Annotated in this window: 13 protein-coding genes; 4 read left to right on the top strand and 9 right to left on the bottom strand. The window is 40.5% G+C overall.

Annotated elements, in window-relative coordinates; all coding sequences use genetic code 11:
- Positions 1-27: 27 nt before the first annotated feature.
- Together ntdP and G574_RS0104880 are read left to right on the top strand one after the other, a co-directional pair.
- On the top strand, positions 28-561 hold the full coding sequence (ntdP, locus tag G574_RS0104885; RefSeq protein ID WP_029691211.1) for a nucleoside tri-diphosphate phosphatase: 534 nt from the start codon (positions 28-30) through the stop codon (positions 559-561).
- 102 nt (positions 562-663) lie between these two features.
- Complete coding sequence (locus G574_RS0104880; protein WP_017770574.1) at positions 664-978, top strand: DUF960 domain-containing protein; 315 nt, start codon at positions 664-666, stop codon at positions 976-978.
- A 153-nt stretch (positions 979-1,131) separates the two neighbouring features.
- On the opposite strand, the gene G574_RS0104875 is transcribed toward G574_RS0104880, so the two are convergent.
- Genes G574_RS0104875 through G574_RS0104865 form a run of 3 tightly spaced genes read right to left on the bottom strand, consistent with a single transcriptional unit; the run spans position 1,132 to position 3,123 of the window.
- Positions 1,132-1,821, bottom strand: a complete 690-nt coding sequence (locus tag G574_RS0104875; protein WP_029691210.1) for a Bax inhibitor-1/YccA family protein — start codon at positions 1,819-1,821, stop codon at positions 1,132-1,134.
- 17 nt (positions 1,822-1,838) lie between these two features.
- Positions 1,839-2,342 carry an HD domain-containing protein gene (locus G574_RS0104870; protein ID WP_029691209.1) on the bottom strand — a complete coding sequence of 168 codons (504 nt, stop codon included), beginning with the start codon at positions 2,340-2,342 and terminating at the stop codon, positions 1,839-1,841.
- 40 nt (positions 2,343-2,382) lie between these two features.
- On the bottom strand, positions 2,383-3,123 hold the full coding sequence (locus G574_RS0104865) for a TrmH family RNA methyltransferase (RefSeq protein WP_029691208.1): 741 nt from the start codon (positions 3,121-3,123) through the stop codon (positions 2,383-2,385).
- Between the two features lie 44 nt (positions 3,124-3,167).
- Between G574_RS0104865 and G574_RS0104860 the strand changes: the two genes are divergently transcribed.
- Positions 3,168-3,446 (top strand): acylphosphatase, encoded by a 279-nt coding sequence (locus G574_RS0104860; RefSeq protein ID WP_017770578.1) that lies wholly within the window; start codon positions 3,168-3,170, stop codon positions 3,444-3,446.
- A gap of 81 nt (positions 3,447-3,527) precedes the next feature.
- A complete protein-coding gene (gene yidC / locus G574_RS0104855) occupies positions 3,528-4,448 on the top strand; it encodes a membrane protein insertase YidC (protein ID WP_029691207.1) in 921 nt (306 codons plus the stop codon).
- Positions 4,449-4,957: 509 nt separating this feature from the next.
- Here the strand turns inward: yidC and greA are convergent.
- The 6 genes from greA to G574_RS0104825 all read right to left on the bottom strand — a co-directional run bounded on the left by greA (position 4,958) and on the right by G574_RS0104825 (position 13,332).
- Positions 4,958-5,449: a transcription elongation factor GreA gene (gene greA, locus G574_RS0104850; protein ID WP_029691206.1), complete on the bottom strand. Its 492-nt coding sequence runs from the start codon at positions 5,447-5,449 to the stop codon at positions 4,958-4,960.
- A 76-nt stretch (positions 5,450-5,525) separates the two neighbouring features.
- Entirely contained in the window at positions 5,526-7,373 is a 1,848-nt protein-coding gene (gene mltG / locus G574_RS0104845) for an endolytic transglycosylase MltG (protein ID WP_029691205.1), read from the bottom strand.
- A gap of 85 nt (positions 7,374-7,458) precedes the next feature.
- Positions 7,459-7,956 carry a GNAT family N-acetyltransferase gene (locus G574_RS0104840; protein WP_029691204.1) on the bottom strand — a complete coding sequence of 166 codons (498 nt, stop codon included), beginning with the start codon at positions 7,954-7,956 and terminating at the stop codon, positions 7,459-7,461.
- 186 nt (positions 7,957-8,142) lie between these two features.
- Entirely contained in the window at positions 8,143-9,474 is a 1,332-nt protein-coding gene (gene murC / locus G574_RS0104835; protein WP_029691203.1) for a UDP-N-acetylmuramate--L-alanine ligase, read from the bottom strand.
- A 10-nt stretch (positions 9,475-9,484) separates the two neighbouring features.
- The gene (gene zapJ, locus G574_RS0104830) at positions 9,485-10,174 is read right to left on the bottom strand and encodes a divisome accessory protein ZapJ (RefSeq protein ID WP_029691202.1); all 690 of its coding nucleotides are present in this window, start codon (positions 10,172-10,174) and stop codon (positions 9,485-9,487) included.
- Positions 10,175-10,236: 62 nt separating this feature from the next.
- Positions 10,237-13,332: a pilus expression-regulating Snf2 family helicase gene (locus G574_RS0104825; protein ID WP_029691201.1), complete on the bottom strand. Its 3,096-nt coding sequence runs from the start codon at positions 13,330-13,332 to the stop codon at positions 10,237-10,239.
- Positions 13,333-13,853 lie beyond the last annotated feature (521 nt).

Here is a 13,853-nt window from a genome sequence, read left to right as displayed (position 1 = left end):
TAAAGAAATTGTAGAAAGATGATTGCCATGAAATTACCCAAAGAAGGCGACTTTATTACAATTCAAAGTTATAAACATGATGGTAGTTTGCACCGCACTTGGCGTGACACTATGGTACTCAAAACAACTGAAAATGCTATTATTGGGGTTAATGATCACACTTTAGTGACCGAACACGACGGTCGCCGCTGGGTGACACGTGAGCCTGCAATTGTGTATTTTCACCAAAAATATTGGTTCAACATTATTGCTATGATAAGAGATAATGGTATTTCTTATTACTGCAACCTGGCAAGTCCCTATGTTTTGGATCAAGAAGCTCTTAAGTATATAGACTATGACCTTGATGTTAAAGTCTTTGCTGACGGAGAAAAAAAACTTCTTGATGTGGATGAATATGAAGTTCACAAACGCAAAATGCGTTATTCTTCTGATATTGATTTCATTTTAAAAGAAAATGTTAAAATCCTCGTGGACTGGATTAATCATCAAAAAGGACCATTTTCACAGGCTTATGTTAATATTTGGTACAAGCGCTATCTGGAGCTTAAGAAACGGTAAAGTTGCCCTAGGAGCTGAGAAATGGTCTCAGCTCTTTCGCATTTATCTTTTCACTAGTTATAATACAGTACCGGTCTGTTCATTAAGGAAAGGAGACCTGTTATGGCATTTGAAAAAACCAAAGCTCGCTACGCCAGCTTTGGAGTAGCTACTTCACTACCAAGTGAACTGATTGACACCTTCTGGGATATCTTAGATAACTACCTGCGTAACGTTGTCCCTCTAGATAATATTCTCCGTTTTAAAATCATCAAATCCGAAAAAGGGATTAGTTACGAATACCACGATCCTGGTCACAAACTGTTGATGGTATTCGATTATAAATACAGCTTCGACCCCTTCTTTCCAGAATATTTTTACATCGTCGACAATCACGGCAAACAAACAATCCTTCTGGCGCATGAATTAAATGACTAAAAGACACTGGAATAAATGAGTGCCTTTTCCAAAATCCGTCGCCATACCCTTAGACAAATAGATTAGACGATAAAAAGCGAATACCTTGGTATTTCTGTTATACAGAATACTAAAGTGTTCGCTTTTTGTTATCTTTTCTGCTGATCTCAGCTATTAGTCATTACGTCCAAATAAGCGCAAGAGGTTCAAAAAGAGATTGATAAAATCAAGATAGAGACTTAGTGCCATTGAAATAGCCCAACCATCTTGAACATTACCTCCAGTTTGATGATAAACACGTTTGATCATTTGATTATCATAGGCAATTAAACCTGAGAAAATTAGCACTGACACGATACTAATGATGAAATTCATTGTACCACTTCCCATAAAGATGTTAACGATACTTGCAATAACGATACCAATCAAAGCTGCCATTAATGCTTTTGCCATGCCTGACAAATCTTTTTTAATGGTCGCACCGATTCCCGCCATGACAAAAAAGACTAGAGCAGAGCTGACAAAGGCTTGGACCACGGTCGTTTGCGCATACTGAACAATAATAAAACTTAAGGTAAAGCCGTTCAGTGCTGAGTAGGTCAAGAATAACGGGAGTGCTGCTGCAGTGTTCTTGCGAGCGGCATTAGAAGCTAGGAAAACAAGTGCCAACTCAATAAAGAAAGCGCCCATATAGACCCATGGGTACTGAGTCATTATGGTTAACAGGTTTTGTTGAAAAGGGTAGAGCATCAACCAAGAGACAAAAGCCGATAAGCCAATGCCAATACCAACAAGACTATAAATTTTTGTAAAGAAGGCTGATAGGCCACTCTGGGACTCTGTAAAAATAAGATTATCGTTCATTTATTTCTCCTAAACTATTAGCGATTATGACTGCCTAAAAACTTGCGGCTGTAGCGAATGGGTTTTGCCAAACCTCGACGCATCGGAATGGTCGCTTCTTTGACTGCCCAGTATTTATCCACCATTGTCACGATATAAGACTCTTTGTAACGTGGAAAAGCAAGCGTCGCTCCCCACATATGCTTTAAAATAATATCTTCTTCTTTTTTGTTGAGATCTGTTAATTTTCTAGCATTTCGAATCGCAATCCGAGGATGAACCCAAGCATGACTTTTATTAAATTTGGTCACACGCCAATCATAATAAAAGAAATCATGCAAGAGACCACCACGGGCGGTACTTTTTTTATCCCAACCAAATTTACGAGCAATTTTAAAGCTGGTATAAGCCACATTGATAGAGTGTTCCATACGTGTCGAATGATGATGTTGGACGATACCATCTAGTTTTTGAAATCGAGGATGGTCGATTAGATGTCCAACCAATGCCATGAATTCAGCATCATTTTCATATTTTTTCATGGTATTCACCTCACTTAGACTACTATTATACCATATTGGCTTAAAGCAAGCTAAAAATCACTATACCAGCTGCTACTGCCACATTGAGACTTTCGGCCTGACCAGGCATGGAAATATGAACCAACTGGTCCGCTATATCTGCTGTTTCAGAGCTAATCCCCTGACCTTCATTCCCCATGACCAAGGCAAATGTCTCCAAATGATCTAACTCACGATAATCGACAGACTGCTCTGATAATGTTGTCGCTAAAATAGGTAACCCTGTTGCTTTCATTTTAGCAAAAACAAAAGGCAATGACTGACGAAACACCGGCAAGTGAAAATGACTTCCTTGCATAGAACGGAGCGTTTTAGGATTATACAAATCAGCCGACTTATCTGACAAAATAACACCGTCTAAACCAGCCGCATCAGCCGTTCGTACCATCGTCCCTAGATTCCCAGGATCCTGCACATCTTCCAAAACAAGATAGCGACCAGTTTGAAAGTCTGGCAAGTCTCCATCTTCTAGAACCACTTCTGCTACAATGCCTTGAGGAGTCGGAGCATCTGACAGCTCTTTGAGAATATCAGACGTCACCAAAATAGCTTCTTGATCAGCTGGCAAGCGATCGATCATCTCTCCTAAAACAAAAATATGTCGGAATGTAGCCTTGGCTTTGACCGCTTCCTCAAACAAGTGCCATCCTTCTATCAAATAAGAATCATTACGATGTTTTTTTTGCAATAATTTTTTAGTCTTTTTAATGAGATTATTGGATTTTGAGGTTATAATAGACATAAGGATATTATAGCACAGTTCTTGAAAAGATAAGGAGAAGCTCTATGAAAAAAGTTCGTATGATTGTTTCTGGACGTGTTCAGGGAGTTGGTTTTCGCTACTCTACCTACGCATTGGCTAAGGAAATAGGCAACATCACTGGTCGCGTTTGGAACAACGATGATGGTACTGTTGAGATTTTAGCCCAATCGGATGATGCTAATAAGATGGCTAAATTTATTCAAGAAGTACGCAAAGGGCCTTCACGCATGAGTCGTGTCACCTATGTTGATGTGCAAATGGGGCAATTTGAAGATTATAGCGATTTCCGTATGGCGAATTAAATTTAGGACTTGAGAAGTATTGTGAAAAACCCTAAAAAACTGTAAAATAGGTAGGTATTACTAAATTAAAGGAACAATATTGTGAAAAAATCAACTAAAAAATTACTTTTATCAGGGCTAGCTCTGTCTATGCTGCTCTTTCTTTCGGGGTGTGTCCGAACTGTTAACGGTAAACCTGCCGGCTTTGTCTGGGATACCCTTGGCAAACCCATGGAGAAAGTCATTCAATATTTTGCCAATGACCTAGGTCTTGGCTTTGGGCTTGGTATTATTGCAGTAACGATCATTGTGCGGATTATCATCTTGCCACTTGGCCTCTATCAAGCACAAAAAGCTGCCTATCAGTCTGAGAAAATGGCTTATCTCAAACCTTATCTCGGCCCAATTCAGGAGCGGATGAAGACAGCAACGACACAAGAAGAAAAATTAGCGGCACAAGCTGATTTCATGGCTGCTCAACGCCAGTATGGTGTTAGCATGTTTGGCGGTATCGGGTGTCTACCACTCCTCATTCAAATGCCATTCTTCTCAGCACTTTATTTTGCAGCGCGTTACACAAATGGTATCCAAGGCTCACAATTCCTTTGGTTTGCTTTGGATAAGCCCGACTTGCTCCTCACAGCTATTATCGCAGCCCTTTATTTCTTCCAATCTTGGTTGTCTATGAAGGCTGTTCCGGAAGAGCAACGTGCCCAAATGAAATCAATGATGTACAGCATGCCTCTAATGATGGCCTTCTTCGGATTTTCATCTCCAGCTGGGGTATCGCTTTATTGGTTCATCGGTGGCTTCTTCGCTATCGCACAACAACTCATCACAACTTATGTCATCAAACCTCGTTTGCGTCAGAAGGTTGAAGCTGAATTTGCGCAAAATCCACCCAAACCATTAAAATCGTCTGGTAACTCACGTAAAGACGTTACACCAAGCAACTCACCTATCGAAGGTGCTATTGAATCTAAAAAGCCAAAACGCAACGCTGGTAAACAAAATCGAAAATAACCATTCTTAAAACTGAATGTTATTGTGGGGTCGGAACAGTAAGTCCGACCCCACTTTTTGTTTCTACTCATGAACTGCGTTATGAGTGACGCACACATTTTTAAAGGAGAAAAATCATTTTTTGTAATACGTGAGTAAAGTGTTATTTCTGCCATGAGCATGTATCATGGCATTTTTGCTATCACATAAAACCTGGATCTCATCCTACTAGCAATTGCACCAAAGATTTTGCACTCAAATAAAGGACATCTCTCTTTTTGAATCATTTAGGAATCGGGACTCTAGGCTAATAAGGAAAAGTAGCGATAATTAACTTCAATGACTAACTCCAAGAACTAACTTACCGATAGCATTACAAGCCATCTATCCTTAGACATAAAAAAGGCTGGAATAAATCCAGCCTTAAATTATTGTGTTAGTCGATTCGTAACATCAACTAGAAATGAGGATTCATTGACCAGATCTTTGTCACCTTCGTCTGGTACCCTCTTACTTCCTTCTGTCTTAGTTTAGTTATTATCGGCTGTTTTCTCCACGCTGATAATTTCGACATCATAGCTTCCTGCAGGTGATTCGATAGTTACCTTGTCACCTTTATTTTTACCAATAAGCGCCTGTCCTATTGGGCTATCGTTGGAGATCTTTCCAGAGAAAATATCTGCTCCTGCAGCACCAACGATGTGGTAGGTATCCTTATCACTTGTGCCAACTTCTTGAACAATAACTGTTTTACCAATAGCCACTTCGTCTTTAGCAACAGCATCGCTATCAATAATTTCCGCATTACGGAGTTGGTTTTCCAAAGTTGAGATTTCTCCCTCAACAAAAGCCTGTTCATCTTTAGCAGCATCATACTCAGAGTTCTCTGAAAGGTCACCGTAAGAACGGGCAATTTTAATCCGTTCGACAACTTCTGGACGTCTAACGAGTTTTAACTCTTCTAATTCTTTTTCTAACTGTTCTTTTTCAGTCTGTGTCATTGGAAATGTTTTTTCTGACATGGTATAGTATTCTCTTTTCTAAAATAGTCTTAATTTATAAAAGGAATAGGGCTGGACATAGGCCAGTCCTATCATTCTACTCATTACTGCTGCCGCTGCTTTCTAAGTGAGCATTAACATACTTAGCAACATTGGCTTCATGAGTCGCAAAATCCTCTGCATAGTAGACATTGCCTGTTGTAACGTCAGCCACAAAATAAAGGTAATCAGTATCCGCAGGATTGACAGTGGCTTCAATCGCTGACAAGCCAGGACTATCCACTGGTCCCGGCATCAAGCCAGGATGTTCATAAATATTATATGGGGAATCAATTTTCGTGTCTATAGCGGCATCTTCACGTAAGGTGGTTTCTTGGCCAAGTTTGCCCATGGCATATAAAACAGCAATGTTACTCTGAAGAGGCATTTGAATCGTCAAACGGTTATAAAAGACGCTTGCGATGTTTCGACGATCTTCATCAGTAGAGCCTTCTTTTTCAACTAAAGAAGCTAAGCTTAGGACTTCATTAACTGTCCGTCCGCTAGATGATATCTGATCATAATAGGGAGCCAGGGTAGTGTCCATGGTTAATAACATTTGATCAACCACATCCTCTAAATGAGACTCTTCATAGTAATTATAAGTGGCCGGGAATAGATAACCTTCCAATTGATACTTGGCCTCATCAGCACTCGGAATATCTGCCAATAATTTAGGGTATTTTTGTACCATTTCATTGATGAAGGTTTGATTGGTCATCAATGCCAAGAAATCATCTGATTTGAATGGTGTTTTATCACCAGTATCCTTTGTATTAACATTATCTGTTATGGCCTTGGCAATCTGATCAATCGTATAACCTTCTGTTACCAAGATTTTACCTAACACTGGTTGCTGAGGCTCAGCGGTACCACCTTGTTGCAAGGCCTTAATAATCTCTTCAACAGTCATACTTTTTTGCAAGTTATAATAGCCACTTTGAAGGTCTGAAACATTTTTAAATCGTGCATAGTAATTAAAGATCGAGGCATTTTTTATAAGACCATTTTGTTCCAGGATTTGCCCGACAAGCTTATTTCCTGACCCTTCGGGAATCTCAACGGTTACAAACTGCTTTGACTTGGCATCAACTGCCCCAAGTGATGAGGAGACGTAGCGATAGCCTAAAAATGCCGTTAGCAGACCTACAATTACAATAATAGTGACTAAAATTCCAGTAATTTTAGCTGCAATTTTATAATTTTTCTTTCGTCGTGTCATTGGTGTCCTAACTTCTTCGGTAACTGTTTTGGATGCTTCAATTTGAGCAACAACTGCTTCATTCTGCGCTTCCAAACTAGCAACCATTTGTTCAGAAGGGGGCACGGCCGATTCACCTGAAAAGTCACTAACCTCTGACTCGCTCTTTGTTATCGTCGAATATCTTGAAGCAGCTAAATGAGGCGCGGCAGAAACAAGCTCTTCCTCTCTGGATTCAGCAGAGTCATCATCTATTTCTGATGTCCAGTCTCGTACTTCTGAAGTAGCAGTATTAGCCAAGTCAGAATCGACTGTTCCATTAAGTGACTGCGAACCAGGCTCTGGACTCGTTGGGGACAGCGTTTCTGAGTGGAAGATAGAAGCACTCTGCGATACGGTCTCTGTAGAATGCTTATGATTATCCAAAGCAAAAGAGGTCGACTGGTTATTAGTGAACTCAGATTGCATAGCAGCAAGTGACTCTCGCTCCTCTTCTTGCTTTTTTAGAGCTTCTGAAGCTTGTCTTTCTAACTCTTGCTCTTTTTGAAGACGCTCTGCTTCTGCTTCGGCAGCTCTTCTTTGGCGCTCTGCTTTTTCTTGCAACAGGCGTTTACGATTTGCTTCTTCAAGCTCTTTTAAAATACGATCTTTAAAATTCTGATCACCAACTTTTGAAGTCTTATCCTCGTCTTTAAAGTCAGTCAAAGCTGCCCCTCCTACTTAATAATCAACCTGCATTATATCTTAAAAAAGCTGATAATGCAATGATTTTAAGACTTGTTACCTATTCTTAACATTCAAATTCTGGATTTTCCCAAACGAGATTAAACCATTTGGCCCCGCCGTGCTGTGACAGAGACTCCCCTTCGTCACTAAAACCATTCATCTCATAATAGGAAATCAAATAATCGTGACAGGTTAAGGTGATTCCTTGACGGTTTTGAGCAACTGCCAAATCCTTTAATGTTGCCAATAATGTTGTCCCGATTGCCTGCCCCTGATACTCCTTAGCAATTGAGAGACTAGTGATGGCAATGAAGCCTTTTTCAGTAGAGTTCGGACTAACATCATGAAACAGGTCGTCACTAATGTAGCGCTCCGTAATAACCGGGCCCTCGATATAACCTGCTATTTGTTCATCAAAAGTAGCTACGAGAAAGGTATCAGCTATTGTTTCAATGCGTTTTCTGATGACCTCTGGCTTCGCTGCCTCTTCTGGCGAAAAATTACTCGCCTCAATCTGGGTAATCCTTTCCCAATCTGTTATTTGAACATGTCTAATTTCCATCTATCATTTACCTCATATAAAAAGAGCTAAACGCTCTTTAAGTTTGTAGACAAAATCTTTTCAGGCCCTTTCTTAAGCGATGTCAAGCGTAGTAAACTGTCCTGTTCCTAAATTCACTTCGCAAACAGTTCCCTATCTCTTTGACCCGCCTACTCCGAATAGTTTAGAAAGTTATCCTTTTTATGCCTACTGATTATTTTTGGTTAAGTTGGCCAGTAATTCTTCAAATGACCGTTCATACAATTGAATGTCGCCAGCTCCCATGAAGACATATACCGCATTATCATGGTTAAGAAGTGGAGACACATTCTCAACGGTAACTACTTCTGAAGGCTTGTTAATGCGTTGAGCTAAGTCCTCTACTTTGACATCACCATTGTCTACCTCGCGCGCCGAACCATAAATTTGAGCTAAATACACAGCGTCTGCTTCATTGAGTGCTAAAGCAAAATCATCCAATAAAGCAATGGTACGCGTAAAGGTATGCGGTTGGAAAATAGCCACAATTTCTTTAGAAGGGTACTTCTGACGTGCCGCATCCAAAGTCGCAATAATCTCAGTTGGGTGATGAGCGAAATCGTCAATAATAATCGTGTCATTAATCCGTTTTTCGGTAAAACGACGCTTAACCCCAGAGAAAGTTTTGAGATGCTCTGCCACCAATGCCATATCTAGACCACCAATGTAGAGATTAGCAATAACAGCCACCGCATTCAAAATATTGTGACGCCCATAAGCAGGCACATGGAATTTTCCAATAACTTCCCCCTTATGGTAAACACTGAAATCAGATCCGTGCACTGTCCGAGTGATGTCACCAGCATAAAAATCATTTGACTCATCAAAGCCGTAGTAGTAAATGGTTGCAGGGGATGTGAGGCGACGAAGGTAGTCATCTTCACCATAGACAAAGAGTGCTTTTTTGACTTGTTTAGCGTAAGCATTGAAAGCGTCAAAAACATCATCAATACTTGTAAAATAGTCGGGATGGTCAAAGTCAATATTGGTGATAATAGAGTATTCTGGATGATAAGGCATAAAGTGGCGCTCATACTCGTCTGATTCGAAGACAAAATATTTACTTGAGGCTGAGCCACGTCCAGTACCGTCACCAATGAGATAAGAGGTATCGGTAATATTCTTGATAACATGCGCTAGTAAGCCAGTTGTGGAAGTCTTACCATGAGCTCCTGCGACACCCAAACTCGTAAACTGCTCCATGAATTCCCCTAAAAATTCATGATAACGTTTGTAAGGATAACCTTTTTCAATCGCATAGGCAAGCTCGACATTATTGTCCTGGCGAAAGGCATTGCCGGCAATCAGTTCTACTTCATCAGTAATATTAGCTTCAGCAAAAGGTAAGATTTGAATACCAGCTTGTTCTAAACCTCTTTGGGTAAAATAGTATTTATCGACATCTGATCCTTGAACCTTATGTCCCATTTGATGCAGCATCAGCGCAAGGGCACTCATTCCTGAGCCTTTAATCCCAATAAAATGATAAATTTTTGACATACTCACTCCTTTAGTCATTAAAACGTGTCAAATTTAGCTCTTGAGCAATTTGGCGTTCACGTTTTTCTTGTCTCTCTTGATGATTGTAAATTTGACTTCTTTTTAAGAAATCATAGCTATTTTTTTTCGGTTTTGAATCAGCAACACGTTCTGGTTGCTTGTAAACTTTAGGAAGATCCACAAGGATATAGGACTCTTGCCGTAATTTCTGAGAATACACGGATAGCTCCGTCTGATGTTTCTCAGGCGTTTTCGCCTTTGCATTAGGTGCCTGTCGAGACGCTGTACGACTTCTTACTGGTCTCTCAGATGGTGATGTCTGCTGAGACGATTTAATCATAACTGGGCTTGCTGTTTGCCGAGATAAACTTGTCAAGGGCTGAGAACGTTGCAACTCTTGTTCAACATAACGCTGCCTTTTTTGACGAAGGTCTTCTTTAGCCTTTTCTCTCGCCTGCTCAGCATAAGTGCGTCCATGTTCTTTCGTTTGGGAGACGACTGCTTGCCCGGTCTCCTTAAGAGGAGGCGTATTCCTCACAAATGAAAGATCTCTTGTCACATCAGAGTAATCCTTGTCATAGTAAGTTCCATTGATATTCGTAATGAGATCTTTATTATCATAAAGGTGCATTGCTGTCGACTGGCCAATTACTGGCTCATCATCTGGCACCAAGGGAAACATACGTCGTCTGGAACTCATGGGCTCACTTCCTTTCTGTAACAGTCCTATTATAAACTAAAGACCTCACTTTTTCAAAATCTCTATCCTTGAGAAAGTCCTAATATCTCTTTGATATCGTCAATACTCATATGAGCTCTTGTCTCATTACCATCTAATACGGTAGTCACGAGATCCTTTTTAGTCTTTTGCAAATCCAAAATCTTCTCTTCAATGGTGCCTCTCGTGATTAAACGGAAGACATCTACATTTTCTGTCTGCCCTATACGGTGCGCACGACTAATGGCTTGCATTTCAACCGCAGGATTCCACCATAGGTCAATCAAAATAACCGTATCGGCACCTGTCAAGTTAAGACCAACTCCCCCTGCTTTTAGCGAAATCAGAAAGGCGTCCTTAGAACCCATATTAAAGGCTTTGGTCATTTCTTGTCGCTGATCTGCTGGCGTTGAACCTGTCATTTTATAAGCTGTCAAGCCGATCTCTGCCAGGTTTTCCTCTACAATATCCAACATACCTCGAAATTGTGAAAAGATCAGGACACGGCGCCCATTTTCCTTGATCTGGAGAAGCAAGGCTTTCAGGCTATCTAACTTGCCACTCTCTCCTGAATAATCCATAAAGAGACTAGGGGTATCACAAATTTGCCGCAATCTTGTGATTCCTGAAAGGATTTCAATTTTTTGACGATTGATTTCAACATCTGAAGATGTGCGAATGCGCTCTTGCATTTGTCGTAATTGCGCAATGTAAATCGCTTTTTGACTTTCTGCCAATTCATTGGGATAGGTTATTTCAGTTAATTGGGGTAGCTCTGGTAGAACATCTTCTTTTTTACGCCTTAAAATGAAGGGCTTGATATAACGTGCCACTTGTTCCGCTTTGAGTTTGGTAAACACCTTTTCAGACGGCAATAGTCCAGGCAAAACAATTTGAAAAATAGACCAAATTTCCAAAAGGTTATTTTCGATAGGAGTACCAGACAAGGCAAAGCAATTCTTAGCATTAAACTGCCGTAGGTAATGCGCTATCTTGGTTTTAGCATTTTTCATCACTTGTGCTTCATCCAAGATCAAATAATCGTATGCTCTTTCTTGATAGTGAGCAAAATCTTGACGGAAAGAATGGTAACTGGTGATGGTAACCTGATGATTCTCAGCGATCGTATGCTGGCGATCCGCCTTTGTTCCATAAGAAACCGCGACATCAATCTGCGGGGCAAACTTATGGAACTCTTCTTGCCAATTATAAATCAGACTAGACGGTGCTAAAACAAGAATACGTGATTCTCGCTTAATGGTATGACTCAAGAACGCTATGGTTTGCAATGTTTTTCCCAGACCCATATCATCTGCTAATATACCACCAAAGCCATAATGGTCTAGCATGGCTAACCATTGAACCCCTTTTTGCTGATAATCTCTGAGCTGAGCTTCTATGGTCAAAGAAGGCAAGTCAAAGCCTTCAGGGTGACGCAAATCGTCTGCCATCTTCTGAAAATCATTTGAAAAAGAAACTTGCTGCGTTTTCGGAACCAATTCAGAAAGATGAAGGGCTGCTGCTTGATTGAGTTGCAAATGACCGCTGGCGATTTGTTTCGCCCTCAAATCCTCTAAAGTTTTACTGATTTTTTGCGTTTCTTCATCAAAAACCACCATTTTTCCTGTCTGCGACATAAAATGAGATTGATTAGCAAACAAGGCTTGTAAAGCACTGTCGACATCGGCCTCTTCCAGCTGATCAAAATCAAAAGAAATATCTAACAGGCCTCCCTGTCGTTCAATACTAATCCTAGGCGACGCTTCAATTCGCATCTCCTTAAGCCTATCTGATAAGGTCACCTTCCCCAATTGATTGAACTGCGCGAGGGTGGTCTCAAAGAAGGTAACCAAATCTGCCATACTGGCTAAACGTTTACCCCCCCTTAAATCAGTACCAAAACCTTCTTGACGAAGCAAGCGGAAAACAGCAGCTTCCTTACGGTAATTAACCGCAAAAGGGACTTGTTGCAATTCTGACTTAGAGGCAACGTTCAGAGCATCAAAAGATAGTACCGCCTGGACAGTTAAGAACCGATCATCCTGCCAATCAAATGAGAAATGAAGAGCGAAATCTCTTTGTTGAAAGGTTTTAGGAGCCTTCACGGGCCCCAATTCTTCAAAGTCCGATAGAGAAGCTGCTAACTGGTTTTGATCTGTTAAATCAAAATAAACGTGTTTGGCTAGATCATCCGCAATCGGCAGTGTTTTTAAAGCCATCACTAGCTTTTGTTGCTTACTGTTCAAGAAATAAAAGTGACCGTTGGCAAATAAATATTGCCCATCAAAATAGGAATGATAACGTCCCTCCTGAACAAGGAGCTCAATGGCTTTCCGATGCACTAGTACTTCAAACTGAAACAAGCGATGCTCCGGCTGTAGATAAGTACAGTCAAAAAAATGATAGGTCTTTAACCCAATTTCTAATTGAACTTGCGGCAAGTCATTTAACAACAGGAGGCCTTCCTCAAAAAAGCCTGAAGGGAGCCGTAAATGCCTGTGATGATTAGGAAATAAAAAGGAAAGGTCTTGTTGTGACACATCCGGGGTTAGGCGCCACAAGAATGTGATCATCTGCTGGCTAGCCTCATCAAACTGATTCAATGAGAGCTGCTCATAGTACTGCTTGCCAATTTGATAATAAGATTCTTTTTTGACCACATTGAGAAAACTTTTGATATCACGAATCACATAGCTGCGCGTATCTGGTAAACGACGAATGCGCAATGTCCACCATATGGTATTGGCATAGGGGCTTTGTTGGCCTTCTGCACTTAAACTAAAGCGTTCTTCAGCCTCATCAGTTGTCTTTAAGGTGGCAAGAAAAAGACTACCAAACGATTGCCTTACTTCTTTTTCTTTCTCATCATTTTGGTGCTGAGATAAACTCTCTAAAAGCGACTGGCCTTGTTGGTCATTTTTTAGAAAATACTCCACTGCTGCCAAGTGCTCACAATACGCCTTTTCATGGAAAAGGGAACACTGACAGATAATCTCTTGATCATCTAATGAATAGTGAATAGAAACACCGTTAACGACAGCGGTGAGCAACTGTTCTTCCTGAGATGTTATTGAAACTAATCCCGCTTCATAATAAGCAATTCCTTGATTACGAATGCGACCTGGGATTAACCTTGCCATGTTATTTACTCCTCGTTCTTACGCTAACTGAAAGCGATGAGATCGTTCTTGATTTCTTAACAAACAATAGTTTATCCCTTTATTATAGCAAAAATAGAGAGAATAGGCAGTTGCTAGCTCGTTAATGGCAAGTCAGATAGCATCTTTCAAGTACTTTCCTTAAATTTCTCGCAATCTAATTACCTAGATAGCAGTAAAAACAATCTAGTAGACAGTGTTCGCATACTGATACGATAATCCCTCCTGATCAACCGCGATCAAAAATAGAGAAATGCCTAGTCATTTCTCATAACCCAAAGATTGCGTATGTAGCACCTTCATGATTCACCACCTCAAACAGTCCAGTGGACTGTTTGAGCTGACGTCACAATCTTTTACCAAGTAGGTCATCTTTGGATAGCTTTTGAGCTTTCAAGTAACAGTATCAAAAAATTTCCCAGCTTTTTAGTGCAAAACTTCCGAGCAGTATCACAAGCTGCTTTCCTGACTGTTTATTGCATCAAATACTGTAGGCCCCTAAA

Origin of the sequence: Streptococcus hyovaginalis DSM 12219, assembly GCF_000420785.1 — a bacterium.
GTDB classification, from domain to species: Bacteria; Bacillota; Bacilli; order Lactobacillales; family Streptococcaceae; genus Streptococcus; species Streptococcus hyovaginalis.
This window is presented reverse-complemented; position numbering and strand designations above follow the sequence as displayed.